The sequence below is a fragment of the Mesorhizobium sp. INR15 genome, from assembly GCF_015500075.1.
GTDB lineage: Bacteria > Pseudomonadota > Alphaproteobacteria > Rhizobiales > Rhizobiaceae > Mesorhizobium.
Genome location: NZ_CP045496.1, coordinates 1,240,907 through 1,260,335, shown reverse-complemented (window position 1 = coordinate 1,260,335; position 19,429 = coordinate 1,240,907). Strand labels below are relative to the sequence as shown.

17 protein-coding genes are annotated in these 19,429 nt (G+C 64.4%); 9 read left to right on the top strand and 8 right to left on the bottom strand.

The window, feature by feature from the left end; all coding sequences use genetic code 11:
• Positions 1-18 precede the first annotated feature (18 nt).
• From GA829_RS06010 to GA829_RS05975, 8 genes are all read right to left on the bottom strand, one after another.
• The gene (locus GA829_RS06010; protein ID WP_195177635.1) at positions 19-2,703 is read right to left on the bottom strand and encodes a phosphoenolpyruvate carboxylase; all 2,685 of its coding nucleotides are present in this window, start codon (positions 2,701-2,703) and stop codon (positions 19-21) included.
• Between the two features lie 24 nt (positions 2,704-2,727).
• Complete coding sequence (locus GA829_RS06005) at positions 2,728-3,696, bottom strand: 2-hydroxyacid dehydrogenase (RefSeq protein WP_195177634.1); 969 nt, start codon at positions 3,694-3,696, stop codon at positions 2,728-2,730.
• 32 nt (positions 3,697-3,728) lie between these two features.
• A complete protein-coding gene (gene sucD, locus GA829_RS06000) occupies positions 3,729-4,628 on the bottom strand; it encodes a succinate--CoA ligase subunit alpha (protein ID WP_195177633.1) in 900 nt (299 codons plus the stop codon).
• A 12-nt stretch (positions 4,629-4,640) separates the two neighbouring features.
• Complete coding sequence (locus tag GA829_RS05995) at positions 4,641-5,825, bottom strand: malate--CoA ligase subunit beta (RefSeq protein WP_195177632.1); 1,185 nt, start codon at positions 5,823-5,825, stop codon at positions 4,641-4,643.
• Between the two features lie 10 nt (positions 5,826-5,835).
• Positions 5,836-6,786 (bottom strand): HpcH/HpaI aldolase/citrate lyase family protein, encoded by a 951-nt coding sequence (locus GA829_RS05990; protein ID WP_195177631.1) that lies wholly within the window; start codon positions 6,784-6,786, stop codon positions 5,836-5,838.
• Between the two features lie 16 nt (positions 6,787-6,802).
• Positions 6,803-7,993, bottom strand: a complete 1,191-nt coding sequence (locus GA829_RS05985) for an aminotransferase class V-fold PLP-dependent enzyme (protein ID WP_195177630.1) — start codon at positions 7,991-7,993, stop codon at positions 6,803-6,805.
• A 238-nt stretch (positions 7,994-8,231) separates the two neighbouring features.
• Positions 8,232-8,897, bottom strand: coding sequence for a LuxR C-terminal-related transcriptional regulator (locus GA829_RS05980; RefSeq protein WP_374940387.1), 666 nt, complete (start codon positions 8,895-8,897; stop codon positions 8,232-8,234).
• A 192-nt stretch (positions 8,898-9,089) separates the two neighbouring features.
• Complete coding sequence (locus tag GA829_RS05975; RefSeq protein ID WP_195177629.1) at positions 9,090-10,040, bottom strand: LysR family transcriptional regulator; 951 nt, start codon at positions 10,038-10,040, stop codon at positions 9,090-9,092.
• A 91-nt stretch (positions 10,041-10,131) separates the two neighbouring features.
• Between GA829_RS05975 and GA829_RS05970 the strand changes: the two genes are divergently transcribed.
• The 9 genes from GA829_RS05970 to GA829_RS05930 are packed head-to-tail and all read left to right on the top strand — an operon-like array spanning position 10,132 to position 19,413.
• Positions 10,132-11,007: a dioxygenase family protein gene (locus tag GA829_RS05970; RefSeq protein WP_195177628.1), complete on the top strand. Its 876-nt coding sequence runs from the start codon at positions 10,132-10,134 to the stop codon at positions 11,005-11,007.
• Positions 11,004-12,062, top strand: coding sequence for a maleylacetate reductase (locus GA829_RS05965; RefSeq protein ID WP_195177627.1), 1,059 nt, complete (start codon positions 11,004-11,006; stop codon positions 12,060-12,062). Before GA829_RS05970 ends, GA829_RS05965 begins: the two co-directional genes overlap by 4 nt.
• Positions 12,063-12,094: 32 nt before the next feature.
• Positions 12,095-13,375 carry an ABC transporter substrate-binding protein gene (locus GA829_RS05960; protein WP_195177626.1) on the top strand — a complete coding sequence of 427 codons (1,281 nt, stop codon included), beginning with the start codon at positions 12,095-12,097 and terminating at the stop codon, positions 13,373-13,375.
• Positions 13,376-13,377: 2 nt separating this feature from the next.
• Positions 13,378-14,097 carry an ABC transporter ATP-binding protein gene (locus GA829_RS05955; protein WP_195177625.1) on the top strand — a complete coding sequence of 240 codons (720 nt, stop codon included), beginning with the start codon at positions 13,378-13,380 and terminating at the stop codon, positions 14,095-14,097.
• Positions 14,097-14,801, top strand: coding sequence for an ABC transporter ATP-binding protein (locus GA829_RS05950; protein WP_195177624.1), 705 nt, complete (start codon positions 14,097-14,099; stop codon positions 14,799-14,801). Before GA829_RS05955 ends, GA829_RS05950 begins: the two co-directional genes overlap by 1 nt.
• Position 14,802: 1 nt before the next feature.
• The gene (locus GA829_RS05945) at positions 14,803-15,666 is read left to right on the top strand and encodes a branched-chain amino acid ABC transporter permease (protein ID WP_195177623.1); all 864 of its coding nucleotides are present in this window, start codon (positions 14,803-14,805) and stop codon (positions 15,664-15,666) included.
• 5 nt (positions 15,667-15,671) lie between these two features.
• Entirely contained in the window at positions 15,672-16,772 is a 1,101-nt protein-coding gene (locus GA829_RS05940; RefSeq protein WP_195177622.1) for a branched-chain amino acid ABC transporter permease, read from the top strand.
• The gene (locus tag GA829_RS05935; protein ID WP_195177621.1) at positions 16,765-18,519 is read left to right on the top strand and encodes an FAD-dependent oxidoreductase; all 1,755 of its coding nucleotides are present in this window, start codon (positions 16,765-16,767) and stop codon (positions 18,517-18,519) included. The genes GA829_RS05940 and GA829_RS05935 overlap by 8 nt, the downstream gene beginning before the upstream one ends.
• A gap of 9 nt (positions 18,520-18,528) precedes the next feature.
• Positions 18,529-19,413, top strand: coding sequence for an intradiol ring-cleavage dioxygenase (locus GA829_RS05930; protein WP_195177620.1), 885 nt, complete (start codon positions 18,529-18,531; stop codon positions 19,411-19,413).
• Positions 19,414-19,429 lie beyond the last annotated feature (16 nt).

Here is a 19,429-nt window from a genome sequence, read left to right as displayed (position 1 = left end):
GCTCAACCGGGCCGCGCTTTATCCTGTCCACCCCAGGCCCGAAGAGATGCAATTGATCGAGACGAGCAAGGCGTCGGTCGCGCGCTTGCGATCCGCTGCACCGGTTTCTGCCCGGACCTCGCGCAGCAGGTCGACCTGCAGCCGGTGAATGTCGTCCATCTGCCGCCGCAGACTGTCGAAACGCCGCTTGAACATCGGAAAGCGCACGGAAAGATCGCCTCCGGTGACGTCGCCGATTAGCCCGCGCGTCAACTCGTATTCGGCGGCGATTCGGGCATGGATGCGCTGGGAGGCATCGCCGTCGGAGACCAGGCCGGCATAGAGCCGCGCGATGCCCATGTCGGACTGATAGAGTGTCTTTTCGGCCTCGTCGACGATCAGGCGGAAAAAGCGCGAGTGCTCGAACATACGGGCCAGAAGCGCGCGTCCCGGCTCGCCGCGCACCGTGACGAATGAACTGAGCGCGCTGCCTATGCCGTACCAGCCGGTCAGCAGATGGCGGTTCTGGCTCCAGGCGAACACCCAGGGAATGGCGCGCAGGTCTGATATACCGCTGGCGCCGAACCGACGGTCCGGCCGCGAGCCCATCTTCAGCAGTGCCAGCTCGGCGACCGGGCTCGCCTGGTTGAAATAGTCGAGGAAGCCAGGCTCGGCCATCAACCCGGCATAGGAAGCTTGCGACATGCCGGCCAGCGCTTCCAGCGCCTCGTCGAACTCCGGCGTTTCCTTCTTCTCCGTGCCGCCTGACAATCCGACGCTGTGGGCAAGCACGCCGGCCGCGAGAACCTCAAGCTGGTTGAGGCCTGTGCCCCGATTGGCGAATTTCGACGACACGACCTCGCCCTGTTCGGTCACGCGCATGGTTCCGCCGACGGTGCCTTCCGGCTGTGCCGCGATCGCTCGGCCAGTCGGCGCGCCGCCACGGCTAACGGAGCCGCCGCGGCCATGAAAGAAACTGATCCTGACCTTGTGCTTGCGCCCGACGGCAGCGAGCCGTTTCTGTGCCTTGGCCAATTCCCAATTGGAGGCAAGGAACCCGCCATCCTTGTTGCTGTCGGAATAGCCAAGCATGATCTCCTGGCGCGCGCCGAACTCACGCACCGTCTGCCTGACCAGCGACACCCCGAGCAGCTCATTCAGGATGACCGGAGCGGCCTGCAAATCGGCGATGGTCTCGAACAACGGCACGATCCGCAGCCTGACCGTACCGCCGCCATCGGGCGCGGTCGAAAGTCCGGAATGTTGCGCCAGCAGATAGACCGCGAGCAGGTCATCGGCAGAGCGGGTCATGGAGAGCACGAAACAGCCGACCGCACCGACATGCGAAGTTGAGATGTGCGCGCCAATGACCGCGAATGTCGAAAGCAGTTCGACTGCCTCGGGCGACAACCGGTTCGGGTCGATTTCGAGCCGCTCGCCCTGGCTCAATGCTGAGCGAATGCGCGCCGACCATTGCGGCGTGCTGGCGACGACTGGATCGCTGGGATCCGCCAGCGCGAACAGCTCGGCCAGCACCCGGTTGATAACGGTGGAATTCTGCCTGACGTCGAGCGAGACCGTGCGGAAGCCGAAACTTCCAACCTGCCACAACAGCGGCTGGATGAAGCGCCTGGCTACCGAATTCCCGCCAATCGCCTCAAGGACGGAGGAAAGCGCGCTGAGGTCGGCACGAAACGCATCTGCCGAGGGGTACGATGCCAGACCGCTATCGCGTGTCGCCAGCAGCCGGGCAAACAGGGCTGACGCAAACTGCCGAAGCGGCTCGTCAGGATTGCGGGCCGCGATCTCGTGCGCCTGTCCGCTCCGTTCAAGCGCCATTCTCAGCACCGGCCTGAAGCTCACCGGCAGATCGATGACGTTCGAGCTGGCGCTGAGCACCGCCACCAGCCGCTGCACCTGCGCCAGATACCAGTCGATGGCGGTGTTGCGGTACTCCGCCAGGGGATGCGCGGTGGCCGTGGCGGTCACATTCGGATTGCCGTCGCGGTCGCCGCCGATCCAGGAGGCATAGCGCATGAAGGACGGAACCTTGATCCGTTGTCCTGGATAGTGACGCGCGAAGGCGTCTTCGAGCTTGCCGTAGAGCTGCGGCGTCGCCTCGAAAATGACCTCGCGGAAGAAATGCAGCCCCCAGGCGATCTCGCGTTCGACCGTCGGGCGCTCCAGCCGCAGCTCGCCCGTCATCCACAGCAGCTCGATCTCGCTTTCGAGATCGGCGACCAGCAATTCGCGTTCACGCGGCGCCCAGCGCGGCTGGTCGAGTTCCGTCAGCTTGCGGTAGATGCGTCGGTGGATCTCCAGCACCGTGACGCGTTTGGCCTCGGTCGGATGCGCGGTCATCGTCGGCCCGACGCACAGCTCATCGACGGCCGACTGAACCGCCTCGGCCGAATGGCCGCTCGCCGCCATCTGCGCGATCACGCTGCCAAAGGAGCCCGGCACCTCGCCGACACCGGCGCCCTGTTCGAGCTCGCGGCGCGCCCGCATGGCAAGCAACTCGTCGGCTATCGCCAGGAGCTGGAACCAGACGCCGCTCGCCTGCAGCGCCGGGATGCGCTGCTCCGGCGCCAGGGAAACAAGGGACCTGCCGCCTGTGAGGACGCCAGCAATCACGGGTTCGCGCTGGCTGGCGACCTGAAGCAGCAGACGCAACAGCAGGCTGCGTTCGTCTTCGCGAAAATTGATGCGCTTGCTCTGTTCCAAAACTTTGCGCTTTCCTGATTCGTCTCAGGCGACCCGGTCGGGGACCGGCCGGCCCTCGAAGAAGGCGGTCAGGTTCTCCACCACCTTCATGCCCATCGCCACGCGTGTTTCCTCGGTCGCGCTGCCGAGATGCGGCAACAGCACGACATTCTCCAGCCGCTTCAGCGCCTCCGGAACCGCCGGCTCCTCGGCAAAGACATCGAGCCCAGCACCGGCGATTTCGCGGCGTTCGAGCGCGGCGACCAGGGCATCCTGGTCGACAACGTCGCCGCGTGCCGTGTTGATCAGGAAGGCGCTGCCTTTCATCAATCCCAGGCTGCGGGCATTGATGAGATGACGGTTCTCGGCGCCGCCGGGACAGTGCAGCGACACGAAATCCGATGCCGCCAGCACATCCGCCAGAGCGGGCATCTGCAGCGCGCCCATGGCACGCGTCTCGTCATCATCGACCGGCGACCGGTTGAAGAACACGATCTTCATGCCGAAGCCGAAATGCGCGCGCCTCGCTGTCGCCTTGCCGATCCGCCCCATTCCGACAATACCGAGGGTCTTTCCCGACACCTTGGCGCCGGCCATATGGGTCGGCGACCAGCCGCGCCATTCGCCGGCCCGCAGCTGCCGCTCGCCTTCGCCGGTCCGGCGTGCGACGGCCAGTATCAGGCTGAGCGCGAGGTCGGCGGTGCAATCGGTCAGCACGCCGGGCGTGTTGGTCACCACGATGTCGCGGTCGCGGGCCGCCGCGACATCGATGTGGCTGAAGCCGACGCCGAAATTGGCGATGATCCGGGTGCGGGCGTCCCCATTGGGGAACACCGCAACTGGCAAGCTGTCGCTCACTGTCGCCAGGATCGCGTCGAAATCCGAAAACGCCGATGTCATCGCGGCAGGGCTCAGCGGCGTATCGCTGTCGTTGAGCGTCGTATCAAAGCGCTCGGCAAGGATAGCTTCGACGGCGGACGGCCATCTGCGGGTGACAATCAGGCGCGGCTTCATCGGATTTCCTGTTGATCTTCTGGGCTGCAATTTCACGCGGCCTTGGCGCGTTCGGCCATGACGCCGGCAACCACCTCGCCGAAAGAGGACGGCGTCGGCACGATGACCACGCCGGCGTCGCGCAGGATCTCGACCTTCTCCTGCGCCGACTCGCCGAACGCCGAGATGATGGCGCCGGCATGCCCCATGCGCTTGCCTTTCGGCGCCGAAAGCCCGGCAATGTAGGCGATCAGCGGCTTCTTCATGTTGTCGCGCGCCCAAAGTGCGGCTTCCGCTTCCTGCGGCCCGCCGATCTCGCCGATCATCACCACGGCATCGGTGCCATCATCCTTCTCGAACAGTTCGAGAATGTCGCGGAAAGACGAACCGTTGATCGGGTCGCCGCCGATGCCGACGCTGGTCGAGACGCCGATGCCGAGCGCCTTCATCTGCGAGGCCGCCTCATAGCCAAGCGTTCCCGAACGCCCGACAATGCCGACGCGCCCCGGCAGGTAGATCGAGCCGGGCATGATGCCCATCAGCGCCTGGCCGGGCGTGATGATGCCGGCACAATTGGGCCCCACCAGCCGCAGCCGGTCCTCGTAACGGTAGCGGCGCATGTAGCGCTTGACCCGCATCATGTCCTGCGACGGGATGCCGTCGGTGATGCAGACGCAGAACTTGATGCCGGCGTCGGCGGCTTCCATGATCGAGTCCGCGGCGAAGGGCGGCGGCACGAAGACGATGCTGGCGTCGGCGCCGGTTTCACGGACAGCGCCCTTGACCGTATTGAACACCGGCAGGCCGAGATGCGTCTGGCCGCCCTTGCCGGGGGTGACGCCGCCAACCACCTTGGTGCCGTAGCGCTTCATGTCCTCGGCATGGAAACTGCCGATCTTGCCGGTGAAACCCTGGACGATGACGCGGGTATCGCGGTTGAGCAGAATAGCCATCTTTCTCGCCCCTCAGCTTGCTTTTTTCACGGCGGCGGCGCGCCAGGCGGCGACCGTCTTCTCGGCGGCCTCGGCCAGCGTGTCGGCAACGATGATCGCCTCGCCCGACTCTGCCAGGATGCGCTTGCCTTCCTCGACATTGGTGCCGGCCAGCCTAACCACCAGCGGCACCGGAACGCCGACCTCGCGGATCGCCTTGATGACGCCTTCCGCCACCCAGTCGCAGCGGTTGATGCCGGCGAATATGTTGACCAGGATGGCCTCCACCTTCTTGTCGCCGAGCACCGCGCGGAAGGATTTGGCGACCCGCTCCGGCGAAGCGCCGCCACCGATATCGAGAAAATTCGCCGGCTCACCACCGGCGATCTTGATCATGTCCATCGTCGCCATGGCCAGCCCAGCGCCGTTGATGATGCAGCCGATATTGCCATCGAGGCCGACATAGGAGAGGCCGCGGTCACTGGCGAACGTTTCGCGCGGATCTTCCTGGCTCTTGTCGCGCAATTCGGAAATCTCGGGGCGGCGAAACAGCGCATTTTCGTCAAACGACATCTTGGCGTCCAGCGCCACCAGGTTGCCGTCACGCGTCACCACCAGCGGGTTGATCTCCAGCATCGAGGCGTCGTAGTCACGAAACACGCGGTAGCAGCCGAGCAGCGTCTCGGTCGCCTTGCCGATCATCGAGTTCTCCAGGCCGAGGCCGAAGGCAATTTCGCGGGCCTGGAAGTCCTGCATTCCGGCACCGGGATCGACGGTGGCGCGAATGATCGAATCCGGTTCGTTCTCGGCGATCTCCTCGATCTCCATGCCGCCCGAGCCGGAGGCGACGATCATCACCCGTTCGGATTTGCGGTCGAGCACGAAGGCGAGATAAATCTCCTGGACGATGTCGACGGCTTCCTCGACATAGAGCCGCGACACCAGCTTGCCGCGCGGCCCGGTCTGATGTGTGACCAGCTTGCGGCCGAGCATTGCCTCGGCGGCGGCCGAAATCTCGTCGTCGCTTGCGCAGAGCTTGATGCCGCCGGCCTTGCCCCGGGCGCCGGAATGGATCTGCGCCTTGACCACCCATTTCTCGCCGCCGATCTCGCTGGCGCGATAGGCAGCCTGTTCCGGGCTGTAGGCCAGACGGCCGCGCGGAACATGCACCGCGTAGCGTGAGAGAAGTTCCTTGGCCTGATATTCGTGGATGTCCATGGTGAGCCCCTTATCTGCCTGATGCGGCCTGGGCGATCGCGTCGTGCACGACCAGCACATTGCGCGCCATACGCTCGGAGGCGGCGTCGATCATCTTGCCGTCGAGGGCGGCGGCGCCCTTGCCTTGCTCTTCCGCTTCCTTGAGCATCTCGATGATGCGGCGAGCGCGGGCAACCTCCTTTTCCGGCGGCGAGAACACCTCGTTGGCGAGCGCGATCTGTGACGGATGGATGGCCCACTTGCCCTCGATGCCAAGCGCGGCGGCGCGGCGGGCGGCGGCGCTGAAACCCTCCGGATCGGAGAAATCGCCGAACGGCCCATCGATGGCGCGCAAGCCATAGGCGCGGCAGGCGACCGTCATGCGCGACAACGCGGCATGCCACTGGTCGCCGGGATAATCCGGGTTGAGGCCGCCGATGCTGACGGTCCGCGCCTTGCAACTGGCGGCATAGTCGGCGACGCCGAAATGCATGGCTTCGAGCCGGCCCGGGAAAGCGGCGATGGCCTCGACATTGGCCATGCCGAGCGCCGTCTCGATCAATGCCTCCAGGCCGACCCGGGTCTTGAACCCCTTGGCCGTCTCGATCTGGCTGACCATGGCTTCGACCATGTAGAGATCGGCGGGCACGCCGACCTTCGGCACCAGGATGGTGTCCAGCCGGTCGCCGGCCTGCTCCATCACGTCGACAACGTCGCGATACATGTAGTGTGTATCGAGGCCGTTGATGCGCACTGAGACGGTCTTGCCCTTGGCGCGCCAGTCGATGTCGTTCAGTGCCTGGATGATGTTCTTGCGCGCCCGCTCCTTGTCCGGCGGCGCGACGGCGTCCTCGATATCGAGGAAGACGAAGTCGGCGGCGCTGTTGGCCGCCTTGTCGATCATTTCCGGGCTCGATCCGGGAACGGCGAGCTCGCTGCGCTGCAGCCGCAGCTTCCTCAGATGGTTGATCGTGTGGCTCATGTTCGTGTCTCCCGGGTCAGGCGGCTTTGGCGATGGCGGGCTGCTGCGGTCCGCGGAAATGCTCGATCGCGGCACCGACGCCCGAACCCGGCGCCAGCTTGACGCCGCAATCGAGCAGCGTCATTTCGGCGGCGGAGAGCGACCCCAGCACCATCACCTCGTTCAACCAGCCGAGATGGCCGATGCGGAAGACCTTGCCGGCCACCTTGTTGAGGCCGCCGCCAAGCGAGGTCTGGTACTTCTGGTAGGCGCGCTTGACCACGTCACCGCTGTCGATGCCTTCCGGCACCAGGATGGCGCTGACCGTATCGGAGTGCCATTTCGCTTCCTTGGCGCAGAGCTTGAGACCCCAGGCGCCAACCGCCTTGCGCACGCCTTCGGCAAGATGGTGGTGCCTGGCAAAGATGGCTTCGAGCCCTTCTTCGGCGATCAGGTCGAGCGAGGCGCGCAAGCCGCGCAACAGCTGGGTCGCCGGCGTGTAGGGGAAATAGCCGGTGTCATTGGTCTTGATCATGTCCTCGAAGGAGAAGAAGCAGCGCCGCCCGGTCGCGGTCTTTGCGGCGGCGAGCGCCTTCTTGCTGACCGACAGGAAGCCCAGCCCGGCGGGCAGCATGAAACCCTTCTGCGAGCCGCTGACGGCGCAGTCGACGCCCCACTCTTCCTGGCGGAAATCGATCGAGCCGATCGACGAGACGCCGTCGACGAACAGCAGTGCCGGATGGTTCGCCGCATCAAGTGCCGCGCGGCAGCCGGCGACATCGCTGGTGACGCCGGTCGCGGTTTCGTTCTGGGTGCAGAAGATTGCCTTGATGCGGTGGGCTTTGTCGGCCTGCAGTTTTTCGGCGTAAAGGTCGAGCGGAACGCCGGTTCCCCACTCGCAGTCGATGGCATCGACATCGAGGCCGAGGCGCTCGGCCATGTCGACCCATAGGTGCGAGAACTGGCCGAAGCGGGACATGAGCACCCGGTCGCCGGGGCTGAGCACATTGGTCATCGCCGATTCCCAGGCGCCGGTGCCCGACGACGGGAAGATGAAGACGCGGCCAGTCTCGTTCATGAAGACTTTTTTGATGTCCTCGAACAACGGCAGGGTGAACTGCGGAAAGCTGCCGGCGCGCATGTCCTCCATCGGCAGGTTCATCGCTTGGCGGACCTGCTCGGGAATGTTGGTCGGTCCTGGAATGAACAGATGCGTGAAGCCGGCCATGAAGTTCTCCCGATTTTGCGATGTGTCCGGGCGAAAATCCCAGTCGCCGCGATGGTGGGATTTTCAAATCTGCCAGTCCTTGCCGCAACACCTGCCCGGATAGAAACCGGCTGTTCGGGAGGTGGGTAGGGTGTGCCCGCAAGGGTGGGACAACGGACCGGGAGGATAGGACATTCCTACCCTGGGGTAGGCGCATCTGTACCGCCGGGCGCGCTTGAGCGGCTCCAGTTCTCGGCAATCAGGACAGGGAGGGACGGCGCCGCTTCTCGTTGGCGTAGAGCGCGACAGCCATGGCGCGGTTGCGCACGTCGAGCTTCTCGTAGAGGTTCTTCAGGTGATATTTGACGGTGTTTTCGGAAATGCCGGTGCGGGCCGCGATCTGCAGGTTCGTCCAGCCGTCGGCGAGCACGCCGAGCAATTCACGCTCCCGCGTTGTCAGCGCTGAAAGCGGCGTGTCGTTGACCTTGGTGACGTCGATATAGGGAATACAGATGCGGCCATGCGCGACCGCCAGAACTGTGTCGAGCAGGATGCACGGGTCATCGAACTGGTAGCAGAAGCCCGGGACGCCGAGCCGGATACATTGCTTGAGAATGGCGACGTCGTGCTCGCTGGAGAAGATGACGACGCGCGGATTGGCTTGCCGCCGCTGCAACTCGATGAAGACATCGCCGCCATCCATGTCGGACAGTTTCCAGGCCAGGATCGCGACATCGAAGGACGCCGTCTCCGCAGCCGCCAGAAAGGCGCTGCCGGTGCGCACGGATTCGGTCGGGATAAAGCGCTTGTCGCGCTCGAGCAGATCGCACAGGCCAGCGATAACCAGCGGGTTGCGTTCCCCGATCAGAACCTTGAAAGGCCTGGTGTCCACCATCGATTTTCGGCGTTCCTGAAGCATGCTCATCTGCTTCTTGCAGCATGCGTATCGGAACCCGCGCCGCTTCGATTGTCGCGTCAATATGCGACGCCCGGCATCCAAATTTCGGTCAAAAGGCGCTAGTCGATACGAATTCGACCTGGGAAAGCGTGAAATTTCCCAAAAGCAGAAGCGTTTTCGTTCAAACCCCTCATCCCGGCATCACCTGGATGTCAAACCCTAGGCGCCCCAGACCACCGCCTGCTCGTGCCGCTTGATCAGATGCTTGAGATTGTCGAAGCCGAGCCGGATGTGCTTGGCGAAAGCATCGACAGCCGGCGCACGCGGCGTCTCGGCAAGCCTGAGCAGGCCGAGTGCCCGCTCGGGATGCGGGATCGCCACCGGCAGTGCGGTGATCGACTTGTCATTGCGGAAGGCAAAGACCACGCTGTGCGGCAGCACGGTCAGCGCATCGGTCTGCTTCATGTAGTTGATGGCGCTGGTCAGCGATCCGCCGGAGTAGCGGATCTTGATCTCCGTCGCGCCAAGCGACAACAGCAGGCTGCGCAGATCCTCCAGCAGCGGGCTGCCCGGCGGCGGCGCGATCCAGGGATAGTCGAGCAGATCGACCGTCTTCAGCCTGCGCCGCAGCAGCAAGGGATGCGTGGCGCGGCAGGCAACGACATTGCGCCCGGGCAGGATCTCGCGGAACTCCATGCCGGATCCCTCCTCCAGAATGTCGATCGGGCAGACGGCGAGGTCGATGCGGTCGGCGTTGATGGCGGCGCGCAGGTCCGGCAGGTATCCGTAGCTCTGGTCGACGCGCACGTCCGGATAGGCATTCTGGAAATCAGCGATCATGCCGGAGATCAGCGCATCCATGAAGAACGGCGTGCCGCCGACCCGCACCACGCCGGAGCGTCCCTGGCTGAAATTGGCGACGATGTCGGACGCCTTGCGTGATGCCGCCAGCATGATCTGGCCATGGTCGGCCAGCGCCCGGCCGAGCGGCGTCGGCTGCAACGGCCGCCGGCCTTTGAGGAACAGCGGCTCACCCAGCCGCTTCTCCAGCATCGACAGCGTGCGCGAGACAGCGGGCTGCGACAGCCCGACGAGCGCGGCACCCTCGGTGACGCCCCCGCCCTGCACCACGGCCGCCAGCTGGATCAGATGCCTTTCATCGAGCTTCATACCAATATGGTATATTAAACCAGCCAGAAATCATCATCTTTGTGCCTGGGCTGCGCTAGTCTCTCTTCGTGAGATGGAACCGGGGAGGCGCATGTCACATCCAGGCATTCCGTCGTTCAACGAGACCAACTCCGCCGAGATGGTCGCCCAGCGCCTGCTCAAGGCCAGGGCCGGACCATTGCCGCGCTTTCTGGCGACGGTTGTCGACCATCTCCACCAGATTGTCAGGGAGACCCGGCCGACCGCGTCGGAATGGCGCGAGGCGATCGCATTCCTGACCGAAGTCGGCCATGCCAGCGACGAAAAACGGCAGGAGTGGGTATTGCTGTCGGACCTGCTTGGCGTCACTGCCCTGGTCGAGGACATCAACTCGCGCCGTCCCAAGGGCGCCACGCCCAACACCGGGCGCGGACCGTTCTATCGGCCAGACGCGCCACGGCTGCCGCTCGGCGCAAATCTTTCGCTCGATGGCGCGGGAACGCCGCTTGTCGTGTCGGGGTTGGTTACCGACCTCGATGGTTTGCCCATTGCCGGCGCGACTGTCGAAACCTGGCAGGCCAATTCGCAAGGGTTTTACGAGAACCAGCAGCCCGACCTGCAGCCGGAGTTCAATCTGCGCGGCGTCTTCACCACCGACGAGGAAGGCCGCTTCCACTACCGCACGGTCAAGCCGGCGGGCTATCGCGTGCCGGATGATGGCCCGGTCGGCCATATGCTAAGCCGGCTGAACTACCCGCTCAACCGCCCGGCCCATCTGCACTTCCTGATCCGCGCCGAGAATTTCGAAACGCTGACGACGCAGCTGTTCGAGCGCGGCGACCCGCGTCTCGGCGAGGACGCGCTGTTTGGTGTGAAACCGGAACTGGTTGGAGACTTCAACCGCGTATCCGGCAAAGACCCCGAAAGCTGGGCGCTCGATTTCACATTTGTCATGGTCATGGCACGCAAGGGGAGCCGGGCGGCATGAAAAGCTTCACTTATTCCGGCAGTCCGGCCCATATCGTCTTCGGCAACGGAGCGTCATCCGATGTCGCCACATGGGTGGAGAAGCTCGGTTGCGAACGCGCGCTCGTCCTGTCGACGCAGCATCAGGCAGCCGACGGCGAGGCGCTGGCAAAGCGGCTCGGAGCCCTTGCGGTTGGCGTCTTTCCAGGCGCGGCCATGCACACGCCGGTAGAGGTGACCGAGGCGGCGCTGGCGAAGGCAAAAGAACTGGGCGCCGACTGTGTCGTGGCGCTCGGCGGCGGCTCGACCACCGGGCTTGGCAAGGCCATCGCCTATCGCACCGATTTGCCGCAGATCGTCATCCCGACCACCTATGCCGGCTCGGAAGTGACGCCGATCCTTGGCCAGACCGAGAATGGTGCCAAGACCACCGTGCGCGACGCAAGCATCTTGCCGGAGGTCGTCATCTACGACCCGGAGCTGACGCTTGGCCTGCCGATGGCGATGAGCGTGACATCCGGCCTCAATGCGATGGCGCACGCTGCCGAGGCGCTTTACGCGCAGGACCGCAATCCGGTTTCGACACTGATGGCGACCGAGGGGCTTCGCGCCTTACTGGACGCGCTTCCTATCCTGGTGAAGGAACCGAGGCATTTGGAGGCGCGTGGCGATGCCCTCTACGGCGCCTGGCTGTGCGGCACCGTGCTCGGCACGGTCGGCATGGCGCTGCACCACAAGATCTGCCACACGCTGGGCGGCTCCTTCGACATGCCGCATGCCGAGACCCATGCGGTGATGCTGCCGCATACGATTGGCTTCAACGCCGGCGCCGTGCCCGATTTGCTTGAGCCGGTTGCACGCCTGTTCGGCGGCAGTCCCGGCGGCGGCCTCCATGACTTCGCCAGATCGGTCGGCGCGCCGCTCACCTTGAGCGAGCTCGGTCTCAAGCAGGTCGATCTGGACCGTGCCGCCGAGATCGCGACCCAGAATCCATACTGGAATCCGCGGCCTTTCGACCGCGCCGCGATACGCGCCCTGCTGCAGGACGCGTGGGAGGGAAGACGCCCACAAAACTGAAGGCAGACTGGCGCTAAAGGGAGGAACACGACATGATCACCAGACGCGAATTCATCAGGAACACCGCCGCGACCGGCGTGCTTGCCGGGACATCGGGCCTGGCCAGGCCGGCGATCGCACAGAACGCACCGATCAAGCTTGGCTATGTCAGCCCGCAATCAGGCCCGCTGGCGGCTTTCGCCGAGGCCGACAAATTCATCATCGACGGCTTTCTCGCCGCCACCAAGGCAGCCGGCCTCAACTACGAGGTCGTCGTCAAGGACAGCCAATCCAACCCGAACCGTGCCGCCGAAGTCGCCAAGGAACTGATCGTCAACGACAAGGTCAACCTGATGCTCGTCGCCTCGACGCCGGAGACGACGAACCCGGTCGCGACCACCTGCGAGGCCGAAGAAGTGCCTTGCCTGTCGACCGTGGCGCCGTGGCAGCCCTGGTTCATCGGCCAGCAAGGCAATCCCGGTGACCCGGCTTCGTGGAAGCCGTTCAACTATGCCTATCACTTTTTCTGGGGGCTGGAGGACGTCATTGCCGTCTTCACCAACATGTGGGCGCAGGTCGAGACCAACAAGAAGGTCGGTGGTCTCTTTCCCAATGACGGCGACGGCAACGCCTGGGGCGATGGCACGGTGGGCTTCCCACCGGTGCTGGCCAAGGGCGGTTACGGGCTGACCGACACCGGCCGCTACCAGAACCTGACCGATGATTTCTCAGCGCAGATCAACGCCTTCAAGGGTGCCTCCTGCGAGATCATCACCGGCGTGATGATACCGCCTGATTTCACCACCTTCTGGAACCAGGCCAAGCAGCAGGGTTTCACACCCAAGATTGCCTCGATTGGCAAGGCGCTGCTGTTCCCGCAATCGGTCGAAGCGCTTGGCAAGTCCGGCCACAACCTGTCCTCGGAAGTCTGGTGGACGCCGAGCCATCCCTTCAAGTCATCGCTGACCGGCGAAAGCTCGGCGCAGGTCGCTGAGGGCTTCACCAAGGCCACCGGCCGCCAGTGGACGCAGCCGATCGGCTTTGTCCATGCGCTGTTTGAAATCGCCGTCGACGTGATGAAGCGGGCGGGCGAGGCGGGCGATGGCGACAAGGTGGCCGCGGCGATCGCCGCGACCAGGCTCGACACGCTGGTCGGGCCGATCGCCTGGGACGGCGCCAACCTGCCGCCCTTCGCCGCCAAGAACGTCGCCAAGACCCCGCTGGTCGGCGGCCAGTGGCGGCTGAAAGACGGCGGCGGCTACGATCTGGTCATCACCGACAACAAGACCGCGCCGAACATTCCGACCGGCGGCAAGATGGAAGCCATTGCCTGACAATGGCCATCCTCGCGCTCTCCAATGTCTCGAAACGCTTCGGCGCCCTGACCGTCGCCGACGCGGTTTCATTCGAGCTGCGGCAGGGCGAGGCACTTGGTATCATCGGTCCGAACGGCGCCGGCAAGTCGACGCTGTTCAACCTGATCACCGGCAACATCTCTGTTGACGCCGGCACAATCGTCTTCGATGACCGAGATGTGACCAGGCTGCCGCCGATGCAACGTTGTTTTGCCGGCGTCGGCCGCTCGTTCCAGATCCCGCAGCCGTTCGGGAACCTGACCGTGTTCGAGAACCTTCTGGTCGCCGCCGCCTTCGGCGCGCGCAGGGCCGAGGCCGAGGTCGGCGACCGCTGTGCTGAAATCCTGGTCGAGACCGGCCTGATCGACCGCGCCAACCATCCTGCCGGAGGCTTGAGCCTGCTGCAGCGCAAGCGGCTGGAATTGGCGCGGGCGCTGGCGACCGAACCAAGGCTGCTGCTCCTCGACGAGATCGCCGGCGGCCTCACCGAAGGCGAATGCCGGATGCTGGTCGACACCATCCGCGCCATTCACAGGGGCGGCATGTCGATCATCTGGATCGAACACGTCCTGCATGCGCTGAATTCCGTCGTCGAGCGCCTCCTCGTCCTCGATTTCGGCAAAGTCATCGGCATCGGCGCACCGGAGGCGATCATGGCGTCGAGGGAGGTCCGCGAAATCTATCTCGGGATTGAAGTCTGATGGCGCTGCTTGAAACCCATGGCCTCATTGCACGCTACGGCGACTTCCAGGCGCTGTTCGGTGTCGACATCGCGCTGGACGAAGGCGAGACCGTCGCCATCATCGGCGCCAACGGTGCCGGCAAGACGACGCTCATGCGCTCCATTGCCGGCGTGCTGGTCAACCGACCGGAAGCCGTGCTGTTCGATGGCGAGAAGATCGGCGCTTTGCCGGCGCCCGACATCGTCGCGCGAGGCATCGCCATGGTTCCAGAGGGGCGAAAACTGTTCCCCTCGCTCAGCGTCGAGGAAAACCTGTTGATCGGCCGCTATGGCCGCGCGGTCGACGGTCATTGGGACCTCCAGACCGTCTATGAGCTGTTCCCGGTTCTGAAGGAACGCCGCGCCAATCCGGGCACCGCGCTATCCGGCGGCCAGCAGCAGATGGTGGCGATCGGCCGGGCGCTGATGTCCAATCCGCGCGTGCTGTTGTGCGACGAGATCAGCCTTGGCCTCGCCCCGGTGGTGATCAAGGATATCTACGCCGCCTTCCCGCGCATCCGCGCTGCCGGCGCCTCCATCATCATGGTCGAGCAGGACATCGGCCAGGCGCTGAAAGCAGCGAACCGCGTCTACTGCATGATGGAAGGCCGCATCACGCTTTCAGGCGCGCCGTCGGAGCTGACGCGCGAGGCCATTCACGCCGCCTATTTCGGAGTGGCCTGACATGGCGTGGCTCGACACCATCATCCAGGGCATTTTGCTTGGCGGTCTCTACGCGCTGTTCGCTGCCGGGCTCAGCCTCGTCTTCGGCATCATGCGACTGGTCAACCTGGCGCATGGTGACCTTATCGTGCTCGCCGCCTTCCTGATCCTTGTGCTGGTCTCCGCCTTGGGCCTCAATCCCTTCATCGCCGCGCTGGTGGCCATGCCGCTGATGTTCGCCATCGGCTGGGGGCTGCAGTTCTTCCTGCTGAACCGGACGCTGGGCACCGACATCCTGCCGCCGCTGCTTGTCACCTTCGGCCTCTCGATCGTCATCCAGAATGGCTTGCTCGAAGGCTTTACCGCCGACAGCCGCCGCATCTCCGTCGGCGGGCTGGAATCCGCTTCGATTGCGCTCGGGCCGATCAATGTCGGGGTCATGCCGCTGCTGACGCTCGCTTCGGCCATCGCGGTGATCGTCGGCCTCAACCAGCTTTTCTACCGCACATCGCTTGGCCGCGCCTTCCGCGCCACGTCGGATGACCCGGTCACCGCGGGATTGATGGGCATTCAGCCGAAGCGGATTTTTGCGACCGCCACTGGCATTGCCATGGTGGTTGTGACGATCGCCGCGCTCTATCTCGGCACACGCGCCAATTTCGATCCGACCATCGGTCCGGCTCGGCTGATCTATGCTTTCGAGGCCGTCATCATCGGTGGCCTCGGCTCGCTGTGGGGCACGCTGTTCGGCGGCATCGTCATCGGCATCGCCCAGACCTTCGGTGCGGCCATCAATCCGGAATGGCAGATCCTGGCCGGGCATCTGGCCTTCCTTGTGGTGCTGCTGGTCAGGCCACGCGGGCTCTTTCCGCGTGCGGTGGATTGAGCGCCATGACCGACGCCTCGCTCACACGCTGGAAGGTTGAAACGCGGACACGATCCTCGTCCGTGTTCGCCATCGTCGCCGCGCTCATCATCCTGCTCGCCTTCGCCGCCCCCCTCTTCGCCTCACGCAGCGTGCTGCAGGACCTGTTCTTCATCCTGACCATGCTGGTGCTGGCGCAGAACTGGAACCTGCTCGCGGGCTACGCCGGGCTGGTCTCGGTCGGCCAGCAGGCCTTTGTCGGCTTTGGCGCCTACGCGATGTTCGCGCTTGTCATCCTTGCTGGCCTTGACCCGTTGCCGTCGATCCTGCTGGCCGGTGTCGCCGGCGCCTTACTGGCCGTGCCCACCGCCTTCTTCCTGTTTCGCTTGCAGGGCGCCTATTTCGCTATCGGCAGCTGGGTCATCGCCGAAGTCGTGCGGTTGGCATTGGCGCAATGGAAGATGCTGGGCGGCGGCACAGGCACTTCACTGCCGCGCGAGGCGACACGCGACATGTGGGGCCTGAAGCCGATCGGCGATCTCTTCGGCGTCAAATCGTCCGGCGCTAGCGACATCCTCACCTACTGGCTGGCACTGCTGCTCGCCATCGTCACCATCGGCCTCGTCTATCGCCTGCTGCGCTCGAAACAGGGGCTGGGCCTGGCCGCCGTGCGCGACAACCAGGAAGCCGCGCGCTCGGTGGGCGTCGACGCGCGCCGCATGAAGACGCTGGTCTATCTCGCCGCCGGCTTTGGCACCGGCCTCTGTGGCGCCCTCATCTATGTGCAGAAGGCGCGCATCTCGCCGGACGCCGCTTTCTCGGTCGTCGACTTCACCGCCTATGTCATCTTCATCGTCGTCATCGGCGGCATCGGCACCATCGAAGGCCCGGTCGTCGGTGTCATCGTGTTCTTCGTCCTGCGCAACATCCTGGCCGATTACGGCTCCTGGTATCTGCTGATCCTCGGCCTGATCGGCATTGCCATCATGCTGTTTGCACCGCGCGGCCTGTGGGGCTTGTTCGCCGAGCGCACCGGCATCCAGCTGTTTCCCATCCGTCGCCGGCTGACCGGCGGACCTGTATCGTCAAGCAAATCAGATCCATCCAAGGGAGGGCCGCATGGCTGACATCACCACCGACGTGCTGACCATCGGCACCGGGCCGGCAGGCTCGGCAACCGCGGCACTGCTTTCGACCTATGGCGTCGAGAACATGGTCATCAACCGCTATCGCTGGCTGGCCGCGACGCCGCGCGCGCACATCACCAACCAGCGCACCATGGAAGTGCTGCGCGACCTCGGCAAGGAGGTCGAGGCGGAAGCCTACATGCACGCCACCGAACAGGACCTGATGGGCGAAAACGTGTTCTGCACCTCGCTGGCCGGCGAGGAAATCGGCCGCATGCGCAGCTGGGGCAAGCATCCGCTTTCTCGCGCCGAGCATCTCTTGTCCTCACCCTCGCATATGAACGACCTGCCGCAGACCTTCATGGAGCCGTTGCTGTTCAAGACCGCCTGTTCGCGCGGCACCCAGTCGCGCATGTCAACCGAATACCTCTCTCACGTACAGGACGCCGACGGCGTCACCACGACCTGCCGCGACCGGTTGACCGGCAAGGACATCACCATCCGCTCAAAGTACCTGGTCGGCGCCGATGGCGGCAATTCGCTGGTTGCCGAACATGCCGGCCTGCCCTTCGAAGGCAAGATGGGCGTCGGCGGCTCGATGAACATCCTGTTCAAGGCTGACCTGTCGAAATACGTCGCCCACCGCCCGTCGGTTCTCTACTGGGTGGTGCAGCCGGGCGCCGATGTCGGCGGCATCGGCATGGGCCTGGTGCGCATGATCCGGCCATGGAACGAGTGGCTGATCGTCTGGGGCTACGACATCAACCAGCCGGCGCCGAAGGTCGACGACGCCTTCGCCAGGAAGGTGGCGCGAGACCTTGTCGGCGACCCGGAACTGGAGATCGACATTCAGTCGGTATCGACCTGGACCGTCAACAACATGTACGCGACGCAGACATCCAAAGGCCGTGTGTTCTGCATGGGCGATGCCATTCATCGTCACCCGCCGTCGAACGGGCTCGGGTCCAACACCTCGATCCAGGATGGTTTCAACCTCGCCTGGAAGCTTGCCCATGTCATCAAGGGCAAGGCCGGCCCAAAGCTGCTCGACAGCTACTCGCAGGAGCGCGCGCCGGTCGCCAGGCAGATCGTCACCCGCGCCAACAAATCGATCGAGGAATTCGGCCCGATCTTCAAGGCGCTCGGTCTGCTCGATTCCATCGATCCGGTGAAGATGCAGTCGAACATGGATGCCCGCTGCGACAACACGCCGGCGGCCGAGGCGCAGCGCGCGAAGATCCGCGAGACCCTTGCCTCCAAGGTCTATGAATTCGATGCGCATGGCGTCGAGATGAACCAGCGCTACAAGTCCGATGCGGTCGTCACCGACGGCCAGAAGGAGCCAGCCTTCGAGAAGGATGCCGAGCTCCATTATCAGCAGACCTCCTGGCCGGGTGCGCGCCTGCCGCACGCCTGGGTGCATTCGGAAAAGGGTGACAAGGCCTCGACGCTCGATCTGACCGGCCATGGCACGTTCACGGTGCTGACAGGCATTGGCGGCCAAGGCTGGCTCGACGCCGCGAAGATTGTCGGCAAGGAGCTCGGCATCGGCATCGCAGGTCACCTGATCGGGCCGCGCCAGCCCTGGCAGGATTTTTCCGGCGACTGGGCGCGCGCCCGCGAGGTGCGCGACAGCGGCATCCTGCTGGTGCGCCCGGACCAGCATGTCGGCTGGCGCTGCGATGGAATGAGCGCCGACCCCACGGCCGACTTGCGCCGCGTGATGACGTCAATTCTGGACAGGTGAGGACCAACGATGGAAGCGCACGAAAAAGGCTTCTTCACCGAAGAGAATTCGGTCGAGGTCGTCACCGGCCGCAACCGCAATTCCGGGGATGAACGGCTGAAAGCGGTGATGGAGGTCCTGACCCGCAAGCTGCATGAGGCGGTGAAGGAAATCGAACCGACGCAGGAAGAATGGTTCGACGCCATTCTGTTCCTGACCAGGACCGGGCACCTGTCCACCGAATGGCGGCAGGAGTTCATCCTTTTGTCCGATGTGCTCGGCGTCTCGATGCTGGTCGACGCCATCAACAACCGCAAGCCGTCAGGCGCTTCGGAATCGACCGTGCTCGGCCCCTTCCATCTCGCCGATGCCCCGGAACTGCCGATGGGCGCCAACATCTGCCTCGACCAGAAGGGCGAGGACATGTTCATCCATGGCCGCATCCTCGACACCGAAGGCAAGCCGATCGCCAACGCCGTGTTGGATGTCTGGCAAGCCAATGACGAGGGCTTTTACGATGTGCAGCAGAAGGGCATCCAGCCCGACTTCAACCTGCGCGGCGTCTTCCGCACCGGCGCGGACGGACGCTACTGGTTCCGCGCCGTGAAGCCGAAATTCTACCCCATCCCAGACGACGGCACGGTCGGCAAGCTGCTCAACGCGCTTGGCCGCCATCCCTACCGCCCGGCGCATCTCCACTACATCCTCAAAGCCGACGGCTTCGAGACGCTGACCACCCACATCTTCGACCCCGACGACCCCTACATCAACTCGGATGCGGTGTTTGGCGTGAAGGAAAGCCTGCTCGCCGAATTCAAGCAGGTCGACGACCCGGCACGCGCCAAGGAGCTCGAATTTGCCGGCCCATTCTGGGAGGTCGAGCACGATTTCGTATTGGCGAGGGACCAGGGATAGCAGGCACCTCGCCGGG